Origin of the sequence: Cronobacter sp. HA18006 (assembly GCF_011605445.1) — a bacterium.
GTDB classification, from domain to species: domain Bacteria; phylum Pseudomonadota; class Gammaproteobacteria; order Enterobacterales; family Enterobacteriaceae; genus Cronobacter; species Cronobacter sakazakii.
The window spans coordinates 231576-256610 of the sequence record NZ_JAANQB010000023.1 but is presented as its reverse complement, the minus strand read 5'-3'; the positions used below and the strand labels follow the sequence as shown (position 1 = coordinate 256610).

At 58.7% G+C, this 25035-nt stretch carries 23 protein-coding genes; 4 read left to right on the top strand and 19 right to left on the bottom strand.

Annotation, left to right across the window (positions count from 1 at the left end; translation table 11 throughout):
• Positions 1-11: 11 nt before the first annotated feature.
• From glgX to asd, 3 genes are all read right to left on the bottom strand, one after another.
• Positions 12-1994, bottom strand: a complete 1983-nt coding sequence (gene glgX / locus G9X48_RS17535) for a glycogen debranching protein GlgX (protein WP_171964741.1) — start codon at positions 1992-1994, stop codon at positions 12-14.
• Complete coding sequence (glgB, locus tag G9X48_RS17530; protein WP_004388018.1) at positions 1981-4176, bottom strand: 1,4-alpha-glucan branching enzyme; 2196 nt, start codon at positions 4174-4176, stop codon at positions 1981-1983. The genes glgX and glgB overlap by 14 nt, the downstream gene beginning before the upstream one ends.
• Before the next feature lie 265 nt (positions 4177-4441).
• Positions 4442-5548, bottom strand: a complete 1107-nt coding sequence (gene asd, locus G9X48_RS17525; protein ID WP_012126368.1) for an aspartate-semialdehyde dehydrogenase — start codon at positions 5546-5548, stop codon at positions 4442-4444.
• Between the two features lie 168 nt (positions 5549-5716).
• On the opposite strand from asd, the gene G9X48_RS17520 reads away from it, so the two are divergent.
• Positions 5717-6310, top strand: a complete 594-nt coding sequence (locus G9X48_RS17520; protein ID WP_004388017.1) for a YhgN family NAAT transporter — start codon at positions 5717-5719, stop codon at positions 6308-6310.
• Between the two features lie 40 nt (positions 6311-6350).
• On the opposite strand, the gene gntU is transcribed toward G9X48_RS17520, so the two are convergent.
• The 5 genes from gntU to G9X48_RS17495 form a co-directional block, all read right to left on the bottom strand.
• Positions 6351-7691, bottom strand: coding sequence for a gluconate transporter (gene gntU / locus G9X48_RS17515; RefSeq protein WP_014727889.1), 1341 nt, complete (start codon positions 7689-7691; stop codon positions 6351-6353).
• A gap of 3 nt (positions 7692-7694) precedes the next feature.
• Positions 7695-8222, bottom strand: a complete 528-nt coding sequence (gene gntK, locus G9X48_RS17510) for a gluconokinase (protein ID WP_004388013.1) — start codon at positions 8220-8222, stop codon at positions 7695-7697.
• Positions 8223-8363: 141 nt separating this feature from the next.
• Complete coding sequence (gene gntR / locus G9X48_RS17505; RefSeq protein WP_085046629.1) at positions 8364-9359, bottom strand: gluconate operon transcriptional repressor GntR; 996 nt, start codon at positions 9357-9359, stop codon at positions 8364-8366.
• A 104-nt stretch (positions 9360-9463) separates the two neighbouring features.
• Complete coding sequence (locus G9X48_RS17500; RefSeq protein WP_004388011.1) at positions 9464-10159, bottom strand: pirin family protein; 696 nt, start codon at positions 10157-10159, stop codon at positions 9464-9466.
• A 121-nt stretch (positions 10160-10280) separates the two neighbouring features.
• Positions 10281-11321: an oxidoreductase gene (locus tag G9X48_RS17495; RefSeq protein WP_105536331.1), complete on the bottom strand. Its 1041-nt coding sequence runs from the start codon at positions 11319-11321 to the stop codon at positions 10281-10283.
• Positions 11322-11630: 309 nt separating this feature from the next.
• On the opposite strand from G9X48_RS17495, the gene yhhY reads away from it, so the two are divergent.
• Entirely contained in the window at positions 11631-12128 is a 498-nt protein-coding gene (gene yhhY, locus G9X48_RS17490; protein ID WP_004388009.1) for an N-acetyltransferase, read from the top strand.
• A 154-nt stretch (positions 12129-12282) separates the two neighbouring features.
• Here the strand turns inward: yhhY and ggt are convergent, their stop codons facing one another.
• Positions 12283-14046, bottom strand: coding sequence for a gamma-glutamyltransferase (gene ggt / locus G9X48_RS17485; RefSeq protein ID WP_097641891.1), 1764 nt, complete (start codon positions 14044-14046; stop codon positions 12283-12285).
• A 128-nt stretch (positions 14047-14174) separates the two neighbouring features.
• On the opposite strand from ggt, the gene G9X48_RS17480 reads away from it, so the two are divergent.
• A complete protein-coding gene (locus G9X48_RS17480; RefSeq protein ID WP_032971896.1) occupies positions 14175-14642 on the top strand; it encodes a DUF2756 family protein in 468 nt (155 codons plus the stop codon).
• Here the strand turns inward: G9X48_RS17480 and ugpQ are convergent.
• From ugpQ to G9X48_RS17430, 10 genes are all read right to left on the bottom strand, one after another.
• Positions 14639-15379: a glycerophosphodiester phosphodiesterase gene (gene ugpQ / locus G9X48_RS17475; RefSeq protein ID WP_012126361.1), complete on the bottom strand. Its 741-nt coding sequence runs from the start codon at positions 15377-15379 to the stop codon at positions 14639-14641. The two genes, G9X48_RS17480 and ugpQ, sit on opposite strands and share 4 nt — an antisense overlap.
• Positions 15376-16449, bottom strand: coding sequence for a sn-glycerol-3-phosphate import ATP-binding protein UgpC (locus G9X48_RS17470; protein ID WP_007871694.1), 1074 nt, complete (start codon positions 16447-16449; stop codon positions 15376-15378). The genes ugpQ and G9X48_RS17470 overlap by 4 nt, the downstream gene beginning before the upstream one ends.
• A 1-nt stretch (position 16450) precedes the next feature.
• Entirely contained in the window at positions 16451-17296 is an 846-nt protein-coding gene (gene ugpE / locus G9X48_RS17465; protein ID WP_097641883.1) for a sn-glycerol-3-phosphate ABC transporter permease UgpE, read from the bottom strand.
• Positions 17293-18180 (bottom strand): sn-glycerol-3-phosphate ABC transporter permease UgpA, encoded by an 888-nt coding sequence (ugpA, locus tag G9X48_RS17460; protein ID WP_004388002.1) that lies wholly within the window; start codon positions 18178-18180, stop codon positions 17293-17295. Before ugpA ends, ugpE begins: the two co-directional genes overlap by 4 nt.
• Positions 18181-18577: 397 nt before the next feature.
• Positions 18578-19897 carry a sn-glycerol-3-phosphate ABC transporter substrate-binding protein UgpB gene (gene ugpB / locus G9X48_RS17455; protein ID WP_097641882.1) on the bottom strand — a complete coding sequence of 440 codons (1320 nt, stop codon included), beginning with the start codon at positions 19895-19897 and terminating at the stop codon, positions 18578-18580.
• 258 nt (positions 19898-20155) lie between these two features.
• Entirely contained in the window at positions 20156-20869 is a 714-nt protein-coding gene (gene livF / locus G9X48_RS17450; RefSeq protein ID WP_007778906.1) for a high-affinity branched-chain amino acid ABC transporter ATP-binding protein LivF, read from the bottom strand.
• Position 20870: 1 nt separating this feature from the next.
• Positions 20871-21638: a high-affinity branched-chain amino acid ABC transporter ATP-binding protein LivG gene (livG, locus tag G9X48_RS17445; RefSeq protein WP_004384853.1), complete on the bottom strand. Its 768-nt coding sequence runs from the start codon at positions 21636-21638 to the stop codon at positions 20871-20873.
• Entirely contained in the window at positions 21635-22915 is a 1281-nt protein-coding gene (locus G9X48_RS17440) for a high-affinity branched-chain amino acid ABC transporter permease LivM (RefSeq protein ID WP_004384852.1), read from the bottom strand. The genes livG and G9X48_RS17440 overlap by 4 nt, the downstream gene beginning before the upstream one ends.
• Positions 22912-23838 carry a high-affinity branched-chain amino acid ABC transporter permease LivH gene (livH, locus tag G9X48_RS17435; RefSeq protein ID WP_004384851.1) on the bottom strand — a complete coding sequence of 309 codons (927 nt, stop codon included), beginning with the start codon at positions 23836-23838 and terminating at the stop codon, positions 22912-22914. The genes G9X48_RS17440 and livH overlap by 4 nt, the downstream gene beginning before the upstream one ends.
• Positions 23839-23905: 67 nt before the next feature.
• Positions 23906-24175, bottom strand: a complete 270-nt coding sequence (locus G9X48_RS17430; protein ID WP_097641881.1) for a hypothetical protein — start codon at positions 24173-24175, stop codon at positions 23906-23908.
• A 422-nt stretch (positions 24176-24597) separates the two neighbouring features.
• Here G9X48_RS17430 and panM point away from each other — a divergent pair, with 422 nt between their 5' ends.
• A complete protein-coding gene (gene panM / locus G9X48_RS17425) occupies positions 24598-24990 on the top strand; it encodes an aspartate 1-decarboxylase autocleavage activator PanM (RefSeq protein ID WP_004384849.1) in 393 nt (130 codons plus the stop codon).
• Positions 24991-25035: the final 45 nt, after the last annotated feature.

Sequence of the window (25035 nt, the reverse complement as noted above, 5' to 3'; positions counted from 1 at the left end):
CGAACTCCTGTTTATGACTTCCGGAAGACGCACACACCGTGCGCAGGCCCATGCCATACAGCCATGACAACCGGATTATCCTCTCCGGCAAATGGAGGAACGGCGCGCCATTCCCCTTCAGGTAATACGATCTCGCTTACTTCATCGCGGCCGTTAAGGGTAACAAGCCAGCGATCGGACAAGAGGATTTGCAGCTGGCGTGCGCCGCTGTGCCACTCCTCGGGTCGCATCGGCGCGCCTGCGGCGTTCAGCCAGCGGACGTTGCCGTCGTTCTCTTCCCACCACCGTGAAGCGGTGAGCGCCGGGATCTGTCTGCGCAGGCGAATCAGCGCCGCGGTATACGCGACAAGCCCTTCGTCCGCCTGCGACCAGTCAAACCAGGTCAGTTCGTTATCCTGGCAATACGCATTGTTATTGCCATGCTGGCTGTGGCCCTGTTCATCGCCCGCCAGCAGCATCGGCGTGCCCTGCGACAGCAGCAGCGACGCCAGCAGCGCATGCGTGCTCGCACGCCGCGCGTCCTGAACGCTCTGCCCGCCGCCCAGGCCCTCATAACCGTGATTATTGCTGTGGTTTTCCCACGCGCCGTCGCGGTTATCCTCGCCGTTCGCTTCGTTATGCTTGCCGTTAAACGACACGCAGTCGCGCAGCGTAAAACCGTCATGCGCCGTCACCAGATTGACGCACGCCCACGGCTCACGGCCGTTTCTGCGGTATACATCCGCCGATGCGGCGACACGTGTGGCGACTTCGCCCACATCCAGCTCGCTTCGCAGCCAGAAGCGGCGCATATCGTCGCGAAAGCGGTCGTTCCACTCGGCGAACGGCGGCGGATAGTTGCCCACCTGATAGCCGCCGGGGCCGATATCCCACGGCTCAACGATAAGCTTCGCCGCGGACAGCGACCGGTCGCGGCGCATCGCCTCAAAAAGCGGCGCATCCTGACGAAATTCCGGCGTGCGGCCCATGACCGTCGCCAGATCGAACCGGAAACCGTCAACGTGGCACTGCTCCACCCAGAATTTCAGGCAGCCGATGGCATAATCCACCACCGCCGGATGGCTCAGGTTCAGCGTGTTACCGCAGCCGGTCCAGTTGTGATAATCGCCGTCGTCCTGTATCCAATAATAGCTACGGTTATCAATTCCGCGCAGGGAGAAGGTCGGTCCTTCGAGATCCAGTTCGGCGCTGTGGTTAAGCACCACATCGAGAATGACCTCGATGCCCGCTTTATGCAGCGCTTTGACGGCGTCGCGAAATTCATTGAGCGCCGCCTGCGGCGCGGGCTGCGAGGCGTAACGCGTCTCGATGGCCCACAGCGCCAGCGGGTTGTAGCCCCAGTAGTTCGCGAGGCCGAGACGTTGCAGCCGCGGCTCGCTACAGAATTTCGCAACAGGTTGTAACTCCAGCGCCGTAATGCCGAGCCGCTGGAACCAGGCGATCATCGCCGGGTGGCCGAGCGCCGCGTAGGTGCCGCGCAGCGCAGGCGGAATTTCCGGGTGCAGGCGCGTCAAACCGCGCACGTGCGCCTCGTAAATCACCGTCTCGCCCCAGGCGATGTTGGGCGGCGCATCGTCTTCCCAGTCGTAGCGGTCGTCCATCACGACCGATTTCGGCATCGCGTCGCGGTTGTCACGCGGGTCCGGCGTGTCGATGCCGCCGTACAGGCGCGGATCGTCGATAACATCGCCCTCCACGCCGCGAGCGCACGGATCGAGCAGCAGTTTCGCCGGGTTGAAGCGGTGGCCCTGCGCCGGGTTCCATGGGCCATGCACGCGGTAGCCATAGCGCAGGCCAGGACGCGCGCCCGGCAGATAACCGTGCCAGACGTCGCCGCTACGCGCAGGCAGCGCGTAACGCGTTTCGTTGCCGCTTGCATCAAACAGGCACAGCTCCACCTTTTCCGCATGCGCGGAAAACAGCGTGAAATTCACGCCCGCGCCGTCAAACCAGGCGCCAGGCGGAGCGGAATGGCCTGCGTTAAGCTGCATCATCTGCCTCTCTGACCAGCCAGATAGTGGCAAGCGGCGGCAGCGTCAGGGAGAGCGAGTTGTCGCGCCCATGGCTGGCGATGGCCTCGCTGCGCACCTTGCCGCCGTTCCCGGCGTTGCTGCCATGATAGTGCTGCGAATCCGTATTCAGGATTTCGCGCCACTCGCCCGGCTGGTTAATGCCAAAGCGATAGTTATGGCGCACCACCGGCGTGAAGTTACTGGCGACAATGATTTCATTGCCCTGCGAATCGCGACGCACGAAGATAAATACCGAGTTCTGGTTATCCTCTACCACTAACCATTCGAAGCCATAAGGATCGAAATCAAGTTCATGCAGCGCTTTGTGGTGGCGATATGTGGAATTGAGATCGCGCACCAGTCTTTGCACGCCGTGGTGCCAGTTGTCGTCGCCTTCCAGCAGATGCCAGTCGAGGCTGGCGTCGTGGTTCCACTCACGCCCCTGCGCAAACTCGTTGCCCATGAACAGCAGTTTTTTACCCGGGAAGCCCCACATCCACGCGTAGTAGGCGCGCAGGTTGGCGAATTTCTGCCAGGCGTCGCCAGGCATACGATCGAGAATCGATTTTTTGCCATGCACCACTTCGTCATGCGACAGCGGCAGGACAAAGTTTTCGGTGTAGTTGTAAATCATCCCGAAGGTCATTTTGTGGTGATGGTACTGGCGATAGACCGGATCGAGCTTCATGTAGTCGAGCGTGTCGTGCATCCAGCCCAGGTTCCACTTGTACCAGAAGCCAAGCCCGCCCGATTCCGGCGGCCGTGAGACGCCAGGGAAATCGGTGGACTCTTCCGCCATCGTAACCGCGCCGTTGACCTGCTCGCCGATAATGCGGTTGGTGTTGCGCAGAAACTCCATCGCCTCCAGGTTTTCGCGCCCGCCGTACTGGTTCGGGATCCACTCGCCTTCTTTGCGGCTGTAGTCGCGATAAATCATTGAGGCGACGGCGTCCACACGCAGCGCGTCGATACCGAAACGCTCCGTCCAGTAGAGCGCGTTGCCCACCAGGAAGTTGCTCACTTCGCGGCGGCCATAGTTGTAGATAAGCGTGTTCCAGTCCTGGTGATAGCCTTCGCGCGGGTCGCTGTGCTCATAGAGCGCGGTGCCGTCGAAATTCGCCAGCGCGAAATCATCGGACGGGAAGTGGCCCGGCACCCAGTCGAGAATAACGTTCAGCCCCGCGGCGTGCGCGGCGTTGATGAAATAGCGGAACTCTTCGCGCGTGCCGAAACGGCGCGTCGGCGCGTACAGCCCGGTCGGCTGATAGCCCCAGCTGCCGTCGAACGGGTGTTCGTTAACCGGCAACAGTTCGATATGGGTAAAGCCCATCCACTTAACATACGGGATCAGTTGGTCAGCCAGCTCGCGGTAGCTCAGCCAGAAATTGTTGTCGGTATGGCGACGCCATGAACCCAGATGCACTTCGTAAATCGAGATCGGCGCATCGAAGCGGTTAGCGTCCTGACGCGCCGTGTTCGGCTCGACTTTTTCCGGCAGGCCGCAGATAAGCGACGCGGTATCCGGGCGCATCTGCGCCTCAAACGCATACGGGTCGGATTTCATGCGCAAATGGCCGTTCGCGTCGATCATTTCATATTTATAGAGCTGGCCGTTGTGCGCGCCGGGGATGAAGAGTTCCCAGATGCCGCTCTCTTTACGCAGACGCATCGGGTGGCGGCGGCCATCCCAGTAGTTGAACTGCCCCACCACGGAGACGCGCTGCGCGTTCGGTGCCCAGACGGAAAAGCGCGTGCCGGTGACGCCGTCCATCGTATCCGGGTGCGCGCCGAGCGTTTCATAAGGACGTAAATGTGTGCCTTCGGAAAGCAGCCAGACATCCAGCTCCTGAAGCAGCGGCCCGAAGCGATACGGGTCATCAATCAGATTTTGCTGTCCGTGCCAGACCACGGCCAGTTGATAGCGAAAAGGATTTTTACGACGCGGCATCACGCCGCTGAAAAAACCGCGAGAATCCAGACACTCAAGCTTGCCCACTTTACGCCCGGTCTTGGGTTCGATGACCCAGACTTCAGTAGCGTCGGGAAGCAGCGCACGGACTTCGATCCCGGCGTCGGTGGTGTGCATGCCCAGAACGGAGAAAGGATCCGAAAAATGGCCCGCAATCAGCGCATTAATCACGTCTCTTGAGACACGATCAGACATGGTTATCATCCTGTTTATTTGGTGTCGCCCCATTCCAGCCTTACGCCTTCGCGTCCGGTAGCGACACTCTTAATGACCTGAACGGGCAGAGCCTGAAGCATTCCTGCGGCTGTGCCGTTCCACCTGGAAGTATGACGAGTAGGACTCGTCTTATGCTAAGCATAGCCAGGGGATTCTGTTCCCCCTCAGAAAATATGAAACATTCGTCTTTTCTTTAGTGACGGACGTAAAAAAAGAGCGCCGAAGCGCTCTTTTTTAATGTTGTTTATGCCAGCTGACGCAGCATACGCCGCAGCGGCTCGGCAGCGCCCCAGAGAAGCTGGTCGCCGACGGTAAACGCCGAGAGATACTCCGGCCCCATGTTGAGCTTGCGCAGGCGTCCGACCGGCGTGCTGAGCGTGCCGGTGACCGCCGCAGGCGTTAATTCACGTACGGTGATGTCGCGGTCGTTCGGCACCACTTTCACCCAGTCGTTATGGCCCGCCAGCAGCGATTCGATGGTGGCAATCGAGACATCTTTTTTCAGCTTCAGCGTAAACGCCTGGCTGTGGCAGCGCAGCGCGCCAATGCGCACGCACAGGCCATCTACAGGAATGGTTGATGACGTGCCGAGAATTTTGTTGGTCTCCGCCTGGCCTTTCCACTCTTCACGGCTCTGGCCATTATCGAGCTGTTTGTCGATCCACGGGATAAGCCCGCCCGCCAGCGGTACGCCGAAATTATCCACCGGCAGTTCGCCGCTGCGGGTGAGCTGCGTGACTTTGCGTTCGATATCGAGAATGGCGGAAGCCGGGTCGGCGAGTTCCGCCGCCACGTGCTGTTGCAGCAGGCCCATCTGGGTCAGCAGTTCGCGCATATGGCGCGCGCCGCCGCCGGACGCCGCCTGGTATGTGGCGACAGACGCCCACTCCACCAGGTTTTCCGCAAACAGGCCGCCCAGCGACATCAGCATCAGGCTAACGGTGCAGTTGCCGCCGACAAAGGTTTTCACGCCTTTATTCAGCCCGTCGGTGATCACATGCTGGTTAACCGGGTCGAGAATGATAATGGCGTCATCTTTCATACGCAGCGAGGACGCCGCGTCAATCCAGTAGCCCTGCCAGCCGCTTTCACGGAGCTTTGGATAGATTTCGTTGGTATAATCGCCGCCCTGGCAGGTCACGATAATGTCCAGCGCCTTCAGCGCTTCCAGATTGTAAGCATCCTGAAGCGTGCCGCCGCCCTGTGCGCCAAAGGTGGGCGCGGGCTGGCCAAGCTGGGAAGTAGAGAAAAAGACAGGACGAATGGCGTCAAAATCGCGCTCTTCCACCATGCGTTGCATGAGTACAGAGCCGACCATACCGCGCCAGCCGATAAAACCAACATTTTTCATAACCCGTGTTCCTGCGAGATGTGCTTTATGTGCGTGTCGGGAGAGCCCCGGAGATACTTTCACCATACAAAATGCAGCTAAAGTGGCAAGTGAAATTAATCAATGATCGCCTGAACATCAGAAACAGAGCTAATCAGGCGTCACGTTTACCGTTATCAGGACGCTTTTATGAATGACATTCTCTCCGCCGCCGTCCTGCTGATCCTGATTATGGATCCGCTGGGCAACCTGCCGATTTTCATGTCGGTGCTCAAGCATACCGAGCCGAAACGCCGTCGGGCGATTATGGTGCGCGAGCTGTTTATCGCGCTGCTGCTGATGCTTATCTTCCTGTTCGCGGGCGAGAAGATTCTGGCGTTCCTGAATCTGCGCGCCGAAACCGTCTCTATCTCCGGCGGCATTATTCTGTTCCTTATCGCCATCAAGATGATTTTCCCGAGCCACGAAGGCAACAGCACTGGCCTTCCTGCCGGTGAGGAGCCGTTTATCGTGCCGCTGGCGATCCCGCTGGTCGCAGGCCCGACGCTGCTCGCGACGCTGATGCTGCTGTCGCACCAGTACCCGAACCAGATGGGGCATTTAGTCATCGCGCTGCTGCTCGCCTGGGGCGGCACGTTTGTTATCTTGCTGCAGTCTTCGCTCTTTTTACGGCTGCTCGGCGAGAAAGGCGTCAACGCGCTGGAGCGCCTGATGGGGCTGGTGCTGGTGATGCTCGCCACCCAGATGTTCCTCGACGGCATCCGGGCATGGATGAAGGGATAAGAAAAAAGGCTTCCGACGGGAAGCCTTTTTTGTTGATGATTCAGGAAAGCAGCGTAAACGCAATCATTCCGACAATCGCGCCGGTGGTGCCGAGCAGCGTTTCCATCATCGTCCAGGTTTTCAGCGTTTGCGCTTCGGTGGCGCCGGTGAACTTACCGAACAGCCAGAAACCGGCGTCGTTGACGTGGCTTACCACAATCGAGCCGCCTGCGATGCAGATAGACAGCGCGGCAAGCTGCGCGCCGGAGAAGTGCAGTTGTTCGATAACCGGCATCACCAGGCCTACCGCCGTCAGGCAAGCGACGGTCGCGGAGCCCTGAATAATGCGCACCGCAGCAGCCAGCACAAAGCAAGTCAGCGCAATCGGCAGGCCCATACCAGTCAGTGCGCCGCCGAGCGCCGGGCCAACGCCAGAATCCACCAGCACCTGTTTGAACACGCCGCCTGCGCCAATCACCAGCAGAATAATGCCCGCCGGTTGCAGCGCCTGGCCGCAGATCGCCATGACTTTCTCTTTTTCCATGCCCTGACGACGCGCCAGGCCGTAAATCGCCACCAGGCAGGCGACGAGAATCGCGGTAAACGGATGGCCGATAAACTGCAGCCATTCGTAGAGCGTCGAACCTTGCTCGGTAAAACGCGCGGCGATGGTTTTCAGGCCCACCAGCACCAGCGGCAGCAGAATGAGCGAGAGGCTGAAGCCGAAAGACGGCAGCTTGCCTTCGCCGAGATGCGGCTCGCTGATGTCGTCAGGCGTATAGAGCTCGACATAACGGCTGATGAAATTACCGAAAAGCGGCCCGGCGATCAGCATGCCGGGGATGGCCGCGCACAGACCAATTAAAATCATCCAGCCGAAATCGGCATGCATCTGCGAGGCGAGCAGCATTGGCGCAGGCCCCGGCAGCAGAAACGCCGCGGCGGCCGCGACGCCCGCAAACAGCGGGATCACAAGCTTCACAAGGTTGGTGCCGGTGTGGCGCGCCATGGAGAACGCGACGCTAATCAACAGCACAATCGCCACTTCGAAAAACAGCGGCAGCGCGCAAATCAGGCCCGCGAGCCCAATCGCGTAATGCGCGCGGCTGTGGCCGAAGGATTTCAGCATTTTGACGGCAATCTGATCGACCGCGCCGGTTTCATGCAGGATTTTGCCGAACATCGCGCCCAGCGCCACCACCACCGCCAGAAAGCCGAGCGTGCCGCCCATGCCTTTTTCCATCGTGGCGGCGATTTTATCGAGCGGCATGCCGGAGAAAAGCCCGGCCCCAATGGAAACCACCATCAGCGCGACAAAGGCGTGCATGCGCGCCTTCATCACCAGGAACAGCAGAAGCAAAACAGACCCTACTGCCGTTAAAACGAGGGTTAATGTATTCACGGCTTACTCGCCTTTGTTGATAAGCGCGATCGTGCTGTCGATAACGTCGTCGAGCGACGGGTTGATATCCACAATCAGCACATCTTTTTCGTCTTCCTGCGGGGCTTCCAGCGCCTCGAACTGCGTCACCAGCATTTGCGGCTTAAAGAAGTGCCCTTTGCGCGCGCGCAGGCGGCTTTCGATCACTTCAAAATCGCCTTTCAGCCAGATGAAAGAGAGGTTCGGGTTGCCGCTGCGCAGAATATCGCGATAGCGTTTTTTCAGCGCCGAGCAGACGATGAGCGACACTTTGTTGGTGCGCTGCATGGCGAAAGCGGCGTCGTTGAGCGCCTGCAACCACGGCGTGCGGTCGTCATCGTTAAGCGGATCGCCCGCCGCCATTTTCATAATATTGCGGCGCGGATGCAGAAAGTCGCCATCGAGAAACGCGGCTTTCAGACGATGCGCAACTTCGCTGGCGACAACGGATTTCCCGCTGCCGGAAACGCCCATCAGGATATAAATATGGTGATCATGATTGGTCGTGCTCATTGCAGTACTCCCCTGGCAAAGGCATTACGGATAATGTTACGGGTAACTGTTAACGGTAACATTGTCTGGCTCACACTGAAAATTAGCAATTTCCGCAGGTGCTCAGCATGAATAAGTGTGAGCCAGTTCAAATTTGTGGGATTAAATCGAGCCGCCTGGCGAAAGGGTAAAACCGAGATCGAGCATTTGCGGCGTAACGGTTTCGCCACGAATGCGCGCCAGCAAACGCTCCGCGCCGATGCGTCCCATACGCTCGCGCGGCGTGAGCACGCTGGCGAGCTGCGGCTCCATCACCTGGCCGATATCGTGGCCGTGAAAACCGGCAATCGCCATATCGTCAGGAATGCGCAACCCCAGACGCTGGCACTCGAACGCGGCGCCAATCGCGAGATCGTCATTCGTGCAGAAGATACTGTCGAGCTGCGGATACTCACGGCGCGCCTGGCGCAGCAGTTCGCTGCCGGTCGAGAAAGACGAAGAGTGTTCCACCATCACGCTGTAGGGCGTGAGACCCGCGTCGAGCATCGCCTGCTCGTAGCCCTTCTGTTTCATGATGGTGCGCTCGTCGAGACGCGCGCCGAGATACGCCACGTGGCGATGGCCGCGCGCGATGATGGTCGCCGTCATCTGGCGGGCGGCGTCGAAGTTATCAAACCCCACGGCGATATCCAGACACGGCGAGACGCTATCCATCAGCTCTACCACCGGAATGCCCGCCACTTCAATCATCTTGAGGGTGCGCGGCGTGTGGTTGCGCTCGGTTAAAATCAGGCCGTCGATATTCCAGGAGAGCATCGACTCCAGGCGCTCCTCTTCCAGCTCCGGCTTGTAGCCGTAGTGGGCGAGCATGGTCTGGTAGCCGTGCGCGTCAATGACGCTTTCGATACCGCGTAAGACTTCGGCGAACACCTGGTTGGTCAGAGAAGGCAGCAGCACGCCAATGGCGCGGCTGGTCGCGTTAGAGAGAATATCCGGCGCGCGGTTGGGAATGTAGCCAAGCTCATCCAGCGCCGCCGCGATTTTACTGCGCAGCGCCAGAGAGACTTGCTCGGGGTTGCGCAGGTAGCGGCTGATGGTCATTTTGGTCACGCCGACGCGATCGGCCACATCCTGAAGTACCGGTCTTCTCTTTTTCATCGTCCTGAAGGGGGGATAAGGTCATGGGTAATAACCAGTTTATCACGGACGCGCAACAACCTTCCCCTGTTTAGAGGAAGGTTGCGAGAGAGGTTCAGGATTTATCAGACCGGCGGCAGATCGAACAGCAGGATTTCGCTGTCGCTGTCGGCGTGGATTGCAAGCGTCGCTTCATCCCAGATGGCCAGACCGTCGCTGGTGGTCGCGCGGGTGCCGTTGATGGTCACATCGCCCTTCACGACCTGGATCCAGACACGGCGGCCAGCGGCGGGTGCATACTCACCGTCTTCGCCATTCAGCAATGCCCAGCGCGACAGTTCCATATCCTGATGCACTTTCAGCGAGCCGTCGCGGGCATCCGGCGACAGGACCAGCTGGCGGCCCTGGGCGGCGTCGAAGCGGCGCTGCTCGTAGCGCGGCTCAATGCCGTTTTCAGACGGAATAATCCAGATCTGGTACAGGCGCAGACGTTCGGTGGCGCTCGGGTTGTACTCCGAGTGGCGCACGCCGGTCCCGGCGCTCATTATCTGGAACTCACCGGCAGGCACCTGCTCTTTGTTGCCCATGCTGTCCTGATGCTCCACCGCGCCTTCCAGCACGTAGGTCAGGATTTCCATGTCTTTATGCGGATGCGTACCGAACCCCTGGCCTGCGTCGATCACGTCGTCGTTAATGACACGCAGGGCGGAAAAGCCCATGAAATTCGGGTCGTAATAGTTAGCGAACGAGAAGGTGTGCCAGGAATCCAGCCAGCCGTGGTTGGCGTGGCCGCGGTCTTGTGCTTTGCGTAAATAGATCATCGTGTACCCCCTTAGCGATTTGATGGGGTAAGTGTGGACCTGTTACGTCCGCGATCATAGAGGGTGAAAATTGACTCCTCTGTTCAAATTTTGTGAACAAGAACAGAGGAGCCGACAGGCCTTATTTCGCAAGGGTTACGGTAGCGGGAGACGCCTGCTCGAAACCGCGTTCGAGGATCTCAAGGTTCGTGAGCACATCAGATTCTCTGACGTAATTTGGCGCGCCGTTGACGAGCGTGTCATAGAGCGCGTCATAGACGCGGCCATAGTCGCCCACCTCCGGTTTAATCTCTTCGCGCACCGTTTCGCCCTGCGCGTTGACATACTCCAGATGCCCGATGCTCTCATCCGCCGCAAAGCCGGGTTCGCCCGGCATAATCCCGGCTTTCAGGCTGGTCTCCTGCTGGTCGATGCCATATTTGATAAACGAGCCCTTTTTGCCGTGAACGGTAAATTTCGGGTAGTCGATTTTGACGTAGTGGCTGGTTTTGACGATGGCTTTCAGATCGCCATAAAACAGCTGCGCCTCGAAGGTATCGTCCGGGTTCGCTTTGTTGCGCAGGCTGCGGATGTCATAGCTGACGTGATCGGGGCGGCCAAACAGCGAGATAATCTGATCCATCGTATGCACGCCGAGCCCGAAAAACATGCCGTCTTCCGGCAGTCCCGGTTTGGTTTCCGCTTCAGGCCGGTAGTAGTCGAAATGGCTTTCAATTTCGACAATCTCGCCCAGCTTGCCGCTCTCAATCACTTTACGCGTGGTCAGAAAACACGAATCAAAGCGGCGGTTCTGATACGGCGTGACCACAAGCCCTTTGCTTTTTGCCAGATCCAGCAGCAGACGCGCATCCGCGACGCTTGTCGTGAATGGTTTCTCCACCAGCACGTTTTTCCCGGCTTCCAGCGCACGCTTCGCATAGTCAAAGTGGCTGTCGGCATGCGTGCAGATCACCACCAGTTTTACCGAGTCGTCGTTCAGGATGTCATCCAGATCGCTCGTAAAGTGAATATGCTGATAACGCGGGTGGCTTTCCAGCTCCGGTTTAGGGTGACGTCGGAAGATATGCGCGACGTGAAAAGTCGCTTTGCGGTGTAAAACGTAGGGAAGATGGTAGCGGGTGGTGCTTTTGCCAAAACCAATAAAAGCGCAATTTATCGTCATTGCCCGGTCCTTTTTAAGAGTAACAGATGGCATTAACCATAGATTACCAGGCAAAAAAAAAGCCAGCACCCGGCTGGCTAAGAAATACTGGAAGCAATGTGAGCAATGTCGTGCTTTCAGGATGATCCGTTGGGGTTCCCCCTGAACGCATGACAATAATAATCATTATCATTCGCATGTGTCCAGCCTTTTTTGAAAAAAATTTGGGAATTGACCGCCAGGAAAAAACCCTTGATGTTGAAGCGTATTTACCAGGGCGGGTAAGCCGTGCGCCCTCGCCTTCCACCCATCGACCACAGGGAGCACGTCATGAATGAAATCGTCGTAAGACATGCGGAAGCAGAAGATGCACAGGCGTTGCAGCAGATCCACACGATGTCGGAAGTCATCTACAACACGCTGCAAATCCCGCATCCGTCGCTCGCGATGTGGCGTGAGCGGCTCGGCGCACCGCAACCAGGGCGTCGTCAGTTGGTGGCGTGTATGGATGGCGAGGTCGTCGGGCATCTGGCCTTAACGGTGGAGCAAAACCCGCGCCGCAGCCATGTGGCGACCTTCGGGATGAGTGTTCACCCTGGCTGGCGTAACCGCGGCGTGGCGTCGGCGCTGATGCGCGAAATGGTTAACCTGTGCGATAACTGGCTGCGTATCGAGCGAATCGAACTGACGGTGTTTGTCGATAACGCGCCTGCGCTGGCGGTGTACCGTAAATTCGGGTTTGAGACGGAAGGCACCGGCAAGCGTTACGGCCTGCGCAACGGCGAGTATGTGGACGCGTATTTTATGGCGCGGATGAAGGCGGGTTAACGGTTCCAGCGCCGTTTACAGAACGCGGCACGGCGGGTGCGCATGGCTTACCCGCCCTACACCGGGATATGCAAATTTGTAGGGTGGGTAAGCGCAGCGCACCCACCGTTTACATGACGCCCTCACCATTTACAGGACGCGACACGGCGCTACCTTAATACCCCGCCGTTAAATCATCGACGCTGCGCGGGTCGGACGCGCCGTAAAGCGCCCCGTCCGGGCCAATCATAATGCTCTGGGTGCTGCCCATCGCCTCTTTCACCGCCACGTTCTGTCCTTTCTCACGCAGCAGTTTCAGCGTATCCGGGCTAAAGCCCTTCTCCACCCGCAGCTCATCCGGTAGCCACTGGTGATGGAATCGCGGCGCGTTGGTGGCTTCCGCCACGTTCATGCCGTAATCAATCGTGTTCACCACCATCTGCAACACGGTGGTGATAATACGGCTGCCGCCAGGGCTGCCGGTCACCAGCCATGTCTTACCGTCTTTGACGACAATCGTCGGCGACATCGACGACAGCGGGCGTTTTTTCGGCCCCACCGCGTTGGCATCGCCGCCCACCAGGCCATAGACGTTCGGCGTGCCCGGTTTGGCGGAGAAATCGTCCATCTGGTTATTCATCAGAATGCCGGTGTCGCCCGCCACAATGCCGCTGCCGAAGGTCGTGTTAAGCGTATAAGTCACCGCCACCGCATTGCCGTCTTTGTCGACGACCGAAAAATGCGTGGTCTGGTTGCTCTCATAAGGCGCGAGGTTGCCCGGTTTAATCTCCTTCGACGGGCGCGCTTTGTTGATATCGATCTGCTGCGCCAGCGATTTCGCGTAGGCCTTGCTGGTCAGCGCCTGCCACGGCACCTTCACGAAATCCGGATCGCCCAGATACTCGGAGCGGTCGGCGTAGGCGTATTTTTCCGCCTCGGCCATAATCTGCATCGCGTCGGCGCTGCCGAAGCCATATTTATGCAGGTCGAAATTCTCAAGAATATTGAGGATCTGCACGATGTGGATCCCGCCCGACGACGGCGCCGGCATAGAATAGACCTGATAACCGCGGTAGTCGCCGCTCACGGGCGTGCGCTCCACCGCTTTGTAATTCGCCAGATCGGCTTTGGTGATAAGCCCGCCGTTTTTGGCCATCTCATCGGCTATCTGGTCGGCAATCGGGCCTTTATAGAAGGCGTCCGGGCCATCTTTAGCGATAAGCTCCAGGCTCTTTGCAAGATTCGCCTGCACCAGTTTGTCGCCCTTCTGGTACGGATTGCCGTCCTGCTTCCAGAAAATCGCCTTGCTGGTCGGGTGGTTCGGGAGCGTCTCCACGCCGTAAGTTTTTAAATCGATAGCGAGCGCGTCGTTGACCGTAAAGCCGTCGCGCGCAAGTGCAATGGCGGGCTGGATGACTTTATCGAGCGGCATCGTGCCATATTTTTGCAGCGCCAGGGCAAAACCCGCGACGCTGCCCGGCGTGCCGGAAGCGAGATGCGACGTGAGCGATTTTTTGCTGTCGGCGTTGCCCTGCGCGTCGAGGAACATATCGCGCGTGGCTTTCTCCGGTGCCATTTCGCGAAAATCGATCGCCGTCACTTTGCCGTCTTTGGTGCGCAGCATCATAAAGCCGCCGCCGCCGAGGTTACCGGCCTGCGGATGCGTCACCGCCAGCGCGAACCCCACCGCGACCGCCGCATCCACCGCGTTACCGCCCTGCTTTAGCACATCGACGCCCACCTGCGTCGCCGCCGCGTCCACCGAGGCGACCATGCCGTGTTCGGCCCGCACCGGATGGAAGACATCTTCTTCCACGCCATAAGAGACCGGCGCAGGCGCTGGTGCCGCGACAGGCGGCGGCGCGGCTCCCGCCGTTAAACAAAAAGTGACCGCCAGCGCCGCTATCATGCTCTGGCGTACGGTTTTCCACTGCATCATCATTATTGTTCTCCGCTTATTATCCGGGACGCTCCCCGCAATAAGTCTGGTTCACAACTCTTAAAAGATCATCGTGCCGGCACAGAGGAGGTAAACTGAAAAGATCTTCCACAGGGGAGGGAAACACCATGAAACGCTATTTACTGATTGCCGCAGCGCTTCCGCTGGCGGCGCTTGCCCAACCGATCAACGTCATCAACAACCCAAACCAGCCGGGGTATGTGAACCCCAGCCAGCAGCGTTTGCAGACGCAGATGCAAAGCCAGCAGCTTCAGCAGAAGGGGATGCTCAATCAGCAGATCCAGACGCAGAGCCGCCTGCAACAGCAGCAGTTGCAGACCCAGATGAACAACAACGTCGAGCGTATTCAGCAGAACCAGCCGGGAATGCTGAACCCGCAGAGAGAACAGGTGCTGCCGAACACCAATGGCGGGATGCTCAACAGCAGCAGCGGAAGTTCGCAGCACATGCTCAACAGCAACGGCGCGACGCTGAACAGCACACAGCAGACGCACATGATTGAGCCGCGCCAGAATGGCGATATGCTGCGCCAGAACGGCACCACGCTCAATACGCAGGGTAGCGTCGCGCCTTAAGCGCGAAAATCCGGCCCGATCTCATCAATCGCATCGGTACAGATGCAGTCCACGCCCCAGGCGAGCAACTCCAGCGCGCGCCGGGGCGAATTCACGGTATAAACCAGAATACGCAGCCCAGCGTCTTTCAGTTGCATGACGCGCGCCTGATCCAAAAGCTTATGGTTCAGGTGAATGGAGACGCAGCCAAGACGCGTGGTCAGCGCCTGCCAGTCATCGCGCCACTCATCCAGCAGCAGCCCGCGCGGCAGTTCCGGCGCGGCCTGTTGCGCCGCCTCCAGCGCCTCGATGGAAAACGACGAGAGCAGCGGCGCGGTCATGTCGCGCCAGAGCGCGCGCGCGGCCAGCGCCACCACGCGCCCGGTGTCGGCATCGGTGCCGGTCGTCGGTTTGATTTCGATATTCGCCATCATGCGGTGCTCGCGGCAGCGCTGCGCCACGTCGCTCAGCAGCGCCAGTTTCTCGCCTTTAAACGCGCCGCTAAACCAGCTACCGGCGTCCACTTTCAGCAGCTCATCCCAGTTAAGTTCGCCCGCCACACCCCAGCCGTTGCTGGTGCGCTCCAGCGTGTCGTCATGCAGCAGGAAAATCTGGCCGTCTTTCGTGAGTTTGACGTCAAATTCAATCATGGCGTGGCCCAGGCGCGCGCCGGTTTCAATCGCCGCCAGCGTGTTTTCCGGCGCCAGTCGGCCGCCGCCGCGGTGGGCGACGATGGGAGGATATGGCCAGTTGCTCATAAACGTTGTCCTGTTTCACCGTCAAAAAAGTGCAGATGATTTTCCGGCAGGTGCAGCCACAGCTGGCTGCCCGGCTGCGGACGCTCCTGATGCGCCAGGCGCGCCACCACTTTCTGGCTGCCCCAGCGGCCATGCGCGAGGTTATCCGCGCCCAGCATCTCCAGCGTATCGAGCGGCAGCGGCACGCCGCCTGCGGCCTGTGAGCTTAGCGCAATATGTTCCGGGCGGATACCCAGCGTCACCTTGCGCCCGGCGAGCGTTTTATGCAGCCGCCCGAGCGGCAGGGAAAGCCCGCCGTCAACGTCAAAATGGGTGCCTTCGGCATTCACGCGCCCTTCCAGCAGGTTCATCGCGGGGCTGCCGATAAAGCTCGCCACAAAGCGGCTGGCGGGTTTTTCGTAGACTTCCACCGGCGTGCCTATCTGCTCCGCCACGCCTTTGTTCATCACCATCACGCGCTGGGCGAGCGTCATCGCTTCGACCTGATCGTGCGTCACATACAGCGAGGTGGTGCGCAGGCGGCGATGAAGCTGTTGCAGCTCAAGGCGCATCTGCACGCGCAGTTTGGCGTCGAGGTTTGAGAGCGGCTCATCGAAGAGGAACACCGCCGGATCGCGCACAATCGCGCGGCCCATCGCCACGCGCTGGCGCTGGCCGCCGGAGAGCTCACGCGGACGGCGTTTTAACAGCCCATCCAGCTCCAGAATGCGCGCCGCTTCTTTGACGCGCTCGGCGATGTGCGCTTTGCCCATGCCGCGAATTTTCAGGCCCCAGGCCATGTTCTCTTCGACATTCATATGCGGGTAGAGCGCGTAGTTCTGGAACACCATCGCGATGCCGCGCTCTTTCGGCTCCATTTCGGTGACGCGCTGGCGGTCTATCCAGATATCGCCGCTACTCACGCGCTCAAGCCCGGCCACCATACGCAACAGCGTCGATTTGCCGCAGCCGGACGGGCCGACCATCACGATAAATTCGCCATCCGCGACATCCACCGTCAGCGGCTGAATAACCTGCGTTTTGCCGTTGTCCCAGCTTTTGGTGACTGCCTGTAATTTGAGTCCTGCCATCTTATTTCTCGCTATCCACCAGCCCGCGAACAAACGCGCGCTGCATCACTAAAACAATCACCACCGGCGGGATAAGCGTCAGCAGCATCGCCGCCATCACCTGATTCCACTGCGTGCTGCCCTCGCCCACCGAAATCATGCCTTTAATGCCCGCCACCGCCGTGCCGAGCGACGGATCGCTGATAATCAGCAGCGGCCAGAGATACTGGTTCCAGCCGTAGATAAACGTAATGACGAACAGCGCCGCGAGGTTGGTTTTCGAGAGCGGCAGCACGATGTCGCGGAAAAACCGCATCGGCGACGCGCCGTCGATACGCGCCGCTTCCATCAGCTCCTCAGGCAGCGTCATAAAGAACTGGCGGAACAGAAAGGTGGCGGTCGCGGACGCCATCAGCGGTAGCGTCAGGCCGGTATAGCTGTCCATCATCTTCAGGTTGGCTATCACTTCCACCGTCGGGAAAATGCGCACTTCCACCGGCAGCATTAGCGTAATAAAAATCATCCAGAAGAAGAGGTTACGCAGCGGAAAGCGAAACCAGACGATGGCGAACGCCGAGAGCATCGACACCGCGATTTTCCCGACGGTAATGCTGAACGCCATGATGAAACTGTTCAGCAGCATCAGCCAGAACGGCGCGCTGTTGGCCCCGACGCCGTTAATCCAAATATCTTTCAGGTTTTCCCACAGGTGCGTGCCGGGGATAAGCGTCATTGGCGTGGCGAACACGGCCTGGTTATCGAGCGTCGCCGCGACAAACGCCACATAGAGCGGAAAGAGAATGGCGGCGATGCCGAGGATCAAAAGGGTATGGCTGAAAATCGTCAGCCCCGGGCGGTTTTCAATCATTGGTAGCGCACCTTACTTTCCACATAGCGGAACTGCACCACGGTGAGAATGATCACCAGCACCATCAGCACCACCGACTGCGCGGCGGAGGTGGAGAGATCGAGCCCGGCGAACCCTTCGCGGTAAATCTTGTAAATCAGCGTGGTAGTGGCCTGCACCGGCCCGCCCGCGGTGGCGGCGTCGATAACCGGGAAGGTGTCGAAAAAGGCATAGACCAGATTCACCACCAGCAGGAAAAAGCTCACCGGCGCGATAAGCGGCAGCGACAGCTTAAAGAAACGGCGCACCGGGCCTGCGCCGTCGATGGCGGCGGCCTCCACCAGCGAGCGCGGGATCGACTGCAACGCGGCGAAGAAAAACAGAAAGTTGTAGCTGATTTGCTTCCAGACTGAGGCGAAGACCACCAGGAACATTGCCTGGCCGCTGTTTTGCGAGTGGTTCCAGTAGTAACCCATCTGCTCAAGCACATGGGTAATAAGCCCGCGTCCGGGGTTAAAGAGGAAAATCCACAGCACGGCGGCGATGGCGGGCGCGACGGCGTACGGCAGCAGCATCAGCGTCTGGTAAAAACGGCTGCCGCGCACCACGTAATCCACAAGAGCCGCGAAAAACAGCGATATCAGCAGGCCGCTGATGGTCACCAGCGCGCTGAATTTTATGGTGGTCCAGAAGGAATCCAGGTAGTAGCTGTCGTGAAACAGCTGGGTAAAATTCGCGAGCCCGACAAACTGGCTGGAAAGCCCGAACGGATCGATGCTCTGTACGGAGTACCAGAGCGCCTCGCCCGCAGGCCAGATGAAAAAGATGACGGTGATAATCAGCTGCGGCGCCAGTAATGCATACGGCAGCCAGCCTGAACGAAACACCGGACGGGATGATGACATAGAGAAACGCTTTCCTGAAAAATGCCGGGTGCGGCTGCGCCTTACCCGGCCTACTAATCTGGTGCTGTGTAGGGCGGGTAAGCGAAGCGCACCCGTCGTTCGAAACAGCACCCGCCGCGCCAGCCCGCTACAGGCGGTACGATTTCTGGTGCTGTGTAGGGCGGGTAAGCGAAGCGCACCCGCCGTTAGCAACGACACCCACCGCGCCAACCCGCGACCAGCGGTACGATTTCTGGTGCTGTGTAGGGCGGGTAAGCGAAGCGCACCCGCCGTTCGAAACAACACCCGCCGCGCCAGCCCGCTACCAGCGGTACGATTTCTGGTCCCGTGTAGGGCGGGTAAGCGAAGCGCACCCGCCGTTCGAAACGACACCCACCGCGCCAGCGCGCTTACAGCGTTACGATTTCGTTGACTGCTCGAAACGGCGCAACAGCTGATTACCACGCTCAACGGCGGAATCCAGCGCCTGCTGCGGGGTTTTCTTGCCGGTCCAGACGCTTTCCAGCTCTTCGTCAACCACGGTGCGGATCTGCGGCATATTGCCCAGACGCAGACCTTTGGTGAACGGCAACGGCGGCTTGTTCAGCATCTGACGCGTCGCGATATCTGCGCCCGGGTTCTTCTCATAGAAGTCCTGCTGGCGGGTCAGGTCGTAAGCAGCTTTGGTGATAGGCAGATAACCGGTTTTCTGATGCCATTCGGCCGCGATTTCCGGCTGCGCGAGGAAGCTCAGGAACTCCGCCACGCCTTTGTACATCTCCTTGTCTTTGCCCTGCATCACCCACAGGCTCGCCCCGCCGATAATGGCGTTCTGCGGCGCGCCTTTCACGTCGGCGTCGTAGGGCATCATGCCCACGCCGTAGTTGAATTTGGCGTAGTGGCGGATATCCGCGAGCGAACCGGAAGAGGCCGTGGTGATAGCGCAATCGCCGTTATAGAACTTCTCGGTGGACTCATCCTTGCGCCCGAAATAGCTGAAATCGCCCTTCTTGTTCAGTTCTTCAAGCAGGGCGATATGTTTCACCTGCTCCGGCTTGTTGAATTCCAGCACCGCATCAGCGCCGTCAAAGCCGTTGTTTTTGGTGGCGACCGGCAGGCCATGCCAGGCGCTGAAGTTTTCAATCTGGATCCAGCCCTGCCAGCCGCTGGCGTAGCCGCACTTCATCCCGGCGGCTTTCAGCTTCGCGGTATAGGCCGCGAGATCCTGCCAGGTTTTCGGCGGCTGCTCAGGGTCTAAGCCCGCTTTTTTGAACGCGTCTTTGTTGTAATAGAGCACAGGCGTGGAGCTGTTAAACGGCTGGGAGAGCAGATGGCCGCTTTTCGCGTCGGTGTAGTAACCGGCAACCGTCGGCACAAACTGCGACTCATCGAATTTAATGCCAGCATCGTTGAACACTTCGTACACAGGCTTAATGGCTTTGGACGCCATCATGGTGGCGGTACCTACTTCGTAAACCTGCAAAATCGCGGGCGCGTTGCCGGTACGGAAAGCGGCGATCCCGGCCGCGAGGCTCTGCTCGTAGTTACCTTTGTAGACCGGCTCGATTTTGTACTCCGGGTGCGCCTCGTTAAACCGCTGCGCCAGTGAATTCACCTCTTTACCCAGTTCGCCTTCCATCGAATGCCAGAACGGAATGGTGGTGGCGGCCATCGCCTGGCTGCTCAGCGCCCATCCCAGAGCCACACAAATTGCTGTACGTCGTAACGAAGCTGTCATGTCTGTTATCTCTCTGATTATGCGTCGTTTGAGATGCGCGAAATCACGCGTTTTATGCTCGCGAGCTAACATGACATGCGCGTATGACAGAAAAATAACTGGATAATGACAAGATGGTGACGCAAGAGCGGCAGAGAAATGACGCGCCGGTGATGATCTGATGACGTGAGTTAAGCGCGAAGCCGAAAGTGTACGCGGCTTACGACAGAAGCATTAAAAGGCCCGGCATGCATTACGCCGCCGGGCCGTACAGGTGAATCAACCGCCCAGATACGCGCTGCGCACCGCTTCGTTGGCGAGCAGCGCCTCGCCGGTGTCTTCCAGCACTACGTGACCGTTCTCCAGCACATAGCCGCGATCGGCGAGCTTCAGCGCCTGGTTGGCGTTCTGCTCGACCAGGAAAATCGTCATCCCTTCTTTGCGCAGCTGTTCGATGGTGTCGAAAATCTGCTGGATGATAATGGGTGCCAGGCCAAGCGACGGTTCGTCAAGCAGCAGCAGACGCGGCTGGCTCATCAGCGCGCGACCAATCGCCAGCATCTGCTGTTCGCCGCCGGACATCGTACCGGCGCGCTGGATGCGGCGCTCGTGCAGGCGCGGAAAGAGATCGTACACGCGCTGAATGCGCTCCTGATACTGCGCGCGATCGGCAAAAAAGCCGCCCATCGCCAGGTTCTCCTCCACCGTCATGCGGGAGAAGACGCGGCGGCCTTCCGGCACAATCGCCACCGCCTCGCGCATGATTTTCGCGGTCTGCCAGTCGGTAATGTCTTTACCATCAAAGACGATTTTCCCGGTGCTCGCGCGCGGATCGCCGCACAGCGTGCCGAGCAGCGTGGTTTTTCCGGCGCCGTTCGCGCCGATCAGGGTGACGATTTCGCCCTGGCGGATATGCAGACTGACCTCATGCAGCGCCTGGATTTTGCCGTAGTGCGCGCTCACCCTGTCAAAAGATAACATCACGTTTTCCATCTTATGCCTCACCCAGGTATGCGCGAATCACGTCAGGGTTATTGCGGATCTGCTCCGGCGTGCCGTTGGCAAGCGGCGTCCCCTGGTTTACCACGTAAATACGGTCCGAAATGCCCATCACCAGTTTCATGTCGTGCTCAATCAGCAGAATGGTCGTGTTGTGATGGTTGCGCAGCTCGACAATCAGCTCGTCCAGCTCTTTGGTCTCTTTCGGGTTCAGGCCCGCCGCCGGTTCGTCGAGCATCAGGATCGCAGGCTGCGTCACCATGCAGCGGGCGATCTCCAGACGGCGCTGGTCGCCATACGCCAGGTTGCCCGCCTGGCGGTTGGCGTGCTGCAACAGGTTGATACGCTCAAGCCAGGTGGCGGCGCGATCGAGCGCTTCGCTGTGCGCGCGGCGAAACGCCGGGGTTTTGAGCAGGCCCGAAAACAGCCCGGATTTTAGCTGCTGATGTTGCGCCACCAGCAGGTTTTCAATCACCGTCATTTCACGGAACAGACGCACGTGCTGGAAGGTGCGCACCACGCCCAGACGAGCGATCTGCTGGCCCGGCAGGCCTTCGAGATGCTGGTCGCGCAGCATAATGGTGCCGCCCGTCGGTTTATAAAAACCGGTCAGGCAGTTGAACACCGTGGTTTTACCGGCCCCGTTCGGGCCAATCAGCGAGACGATTTCACGCTCGCGCAGCTCAAGAGAGACATTGTTGACGGCAAGCAGGCCGCCAAAGCGCATCATCAGGCCACTGACGGATAATAAAGGCTGACTCATGCCTGCTCTCCTTTACTGCTCACACCATTTTTCAGTTTCAACTGCGGGCGCGTCATCGGCAGCAACCCTTGCGGACGCCAGATCATCATCAGCACCATCAGGCCGCCCAGCACCAGCATGCTGTATTCGTTCAAATCACGCATCAGCTCGCGCGAGACCACCAGCAGGATAGCCGCCAGGATCACCGCGAACTGCGAGCCCATGCCGCCCAGCACCACAATCGCCAGCACGAATGCCGATTCCGCGAAGGTGAACGATTCCGGGCTGACAAAGCCCTGGCGCGCCGCGAACAGCGTTCCGGCGAAACCCGCGAACGCGGCGCTGATGGTAAACGCGGTCAGCTTGATGCGCGTCGGGTTCAGGCCGAGCGAACGGCAGGCGATCTCATCCTCGCGCAGCGCTTCCCAGGCGCGGCCCAGCGGCATACGCAGCAGGCGGTTAATCACAAACAGCGAGAACACCACCAGCAGCAACGCCACCAGATAGAGCCAAATCACGCGGTCGCTCGGGTCATATTTCACGCCAAAGAAGTTACTGAAGGTATCCCAGCCGCCTTCGCGCGCGGTGCGGCTGAATTCCAGGCCGAAGAAGGTCGGTTTCGGGATCTGGCTGATGCCGTTCGGGCCGCCGGTAATCTCCGTGTTATTCAGCAGCAGAATACGCACGATTTCGCCAAAGCCTAAGGTCACGATCGCCAGATAGTCACCGCGCAGGCGCAGCACCGGGAAGCCGAGCAGGAAACCGGCGGCGGCAGCCACCAGGCCCGCCAGCGGCAGACAGGTCCAGAAGCCCAGCCCGTAGTAGTGGTTCAGCAGTGCGAAGGTATAAGCGCCGATGGCGTAGAAACCGCCGTAGCCGAGCACCAGCAGGCCGGAAAGCCCCACCACCACATTCAGGCCGAGGCCCAGAATCACGTAAATCATGGTCAGCGTGGCGATATCCACCGTTCCGCGCGACACCATAAACGGCCACGCCACGGCAACAACGAGCAGCGCCAGCAGGAACAGCTTCTGTTTCACCGTCGAGCCGTCAATCGCCGGCAGAATAAATTTCGGCCCGGAGACGTTTTTCAGGCCCTTCTGGAACAGCGGACGTAAAAGCTGGAATAAAAAGACCACGCCGGTGCCGATGGCAATCCACTCCCAGCGAATGCTGTCGGCGGTATCGACCACAAGACGCGTACCGTCCAGCTCCAGCTGAACGCCCATAAAAATCCCGGCCAGCAGGAAGAACATGGCGGCGGCCAGCAGCGCCGCCACAAAATGCATCGGTTTCATACTTTTTCTACCTCCGGGCGACCCAGAATACCGGTCGGCATCACCAGCAAGACGCCGATCAACAGGGCAAACGACACCACATCTTTATATTCCGTGCTCAGATACGCCGAGCAGAGCGATTCGGTGACGCCCAGAATCAGGCCGCCAATCATCGCGCCCGGAATACTGCCGATGCCGCCCAGCACCGCCGCGGTGAAGGCTTTCATCCCGGCCATAAAGCCGATGTAGGGGTTAATCACGCCATAGAACTGGCCGAGCAGCACGCCCGCCACCGCCGCCATCGCCGCGCCAATCACAAAGGTCAGCGCGATAACGCGGTCGGTGTTGATGCCAAGCAGGCTCGCCATTTTCAGATCTTCAGCGCAGGCGCGGCAGGCGCGGCCCATGCGGGAGTAACGGATAAACAGCGTGAGCGCGAGCATCGCGATAAAGGTCACGACCCAGATAACCAGCTGCATGGTGGTGATGCTGGCCGCGAAGTTTTCGCTGCTGCCGATGGTCCACTGGCCGTTAAAGAGGCTCGGGAGCGCGACGTCGCGCGAGCCCTGCGTCAGGCTGACGTAGTTTTGCAGGAAGATAGACATCCCGATGGCGGAGATCAGCGCAATCAGGCGTTTGGAGCTGCGCACGGGGCGATACGCCACACGCTCAATGCTCCAGCCGTAGGCGCTGGAGACGACAATCGCGCCGATAAATGCGGCACCAACCAGCAGCCAGCTGGCGTCAATGCCCATCATCATCAGCGCGGCGATGATCATGAATGACACGTAGCTGCCAATCATATACACCTCGCCGTGGGCGAAGTTGATCATGCCGATAATGCCGTAAACCATGGTGTAACCGATGGCGATCAGCGCGTAAGTACTGCCCAGCGTGACGCCGTTAAACATCTGCTGCAGAAAATAGAGAAACTGCTCGGACATAACGTAACCTTATTAAATCCTGCCGGACAACTCGCCAGCAGGCGGGATGAACATCGGGTGTGCTTTACTACGACTCGTTATGCAGAACGGTTAACGACCCGTTGGTATGCCGCTCAAAAACCTCAGAGACAAATCCTTTCAGATCGCTTTTTTCATCCCAGTTCAGCGGCCCGTTTATGACATTCGCGCTGAAAGCGTGTCGGTTACCTGTTAGCGCGGCAGGCGCGGCACTGTTAACGCCACTTCCCACCGCCGTATTGACGGTCATCGCATTGACTGCCTGAGATAGCGCCAGCGCAACCATCCCCGCAAGCCAGCGCTTTGCGTTGCTGTTCATTCTCAGAATCCCCGTTCGTGATGTGTGTGTTGCTGATTAGTTTTATTATGGTTAAAAAATATTCTGTCGTTTTAATAGACAACGCTACTTTTACCTGTCTCTTTAATGAGTTAGCGTGGTTTTTAGCGAAACTATAATTAAAACATCTATTTTTCAGTCTATTAAGCAAAGATAATATTCTGAAATATACCCGAGATAAACAAAAAAAAGAGCAGCAGTCAGCATAAAATATCGGCATTATTAGCCAGATAAAACGCTGCCATTCAGCGTTATCTGCTGGTTAAATTTCATTCCCCGCGCTTTCACGCTACCTAATGAATAAGACAAAAACTAATCAGCTACCGAATAGATCTCACCGGAGCGTCCAGCGGCCCTAAAAAATCGGGTAAACTCAGAGATTCATCCCTGGCGGAAAGGCTATTATGAAACTCACCATTCTTCGTCTGCATACCCTGAGCGAACAGGACAAAATCGACCTCGCGAAAATCTGGCCGGAATATCCTTCTGAATCGTTACGTCTTGATGAGAACCACCGAATTTACGCCGCGCGTTTTAACGACCGGCTGCTGGGCGCGGTGCGCGTGACGCTGCGAGGCACCGAAGGCGCGATGGACTCCCTGCGGGTGCGCGAAGTGACGCGCCGGCGCGGCGTTGGGCATTACCTGATTGAAGAGACGATCCGCGATAACCCGTCGATGACGGAGTGGTGGGTGATGGATATTGGCGTGGAAGATTACAACGTGATGAACGCGTTTATGCAGACGCTGGGATTTGCGGCGCAGCAGGATGGCTGGGTGAAGCGGCTGGAGCCGTGAGGCCGGGTTGCTGTTGTTAGAAGGTGTGGCGTAATAAGGTGGGTG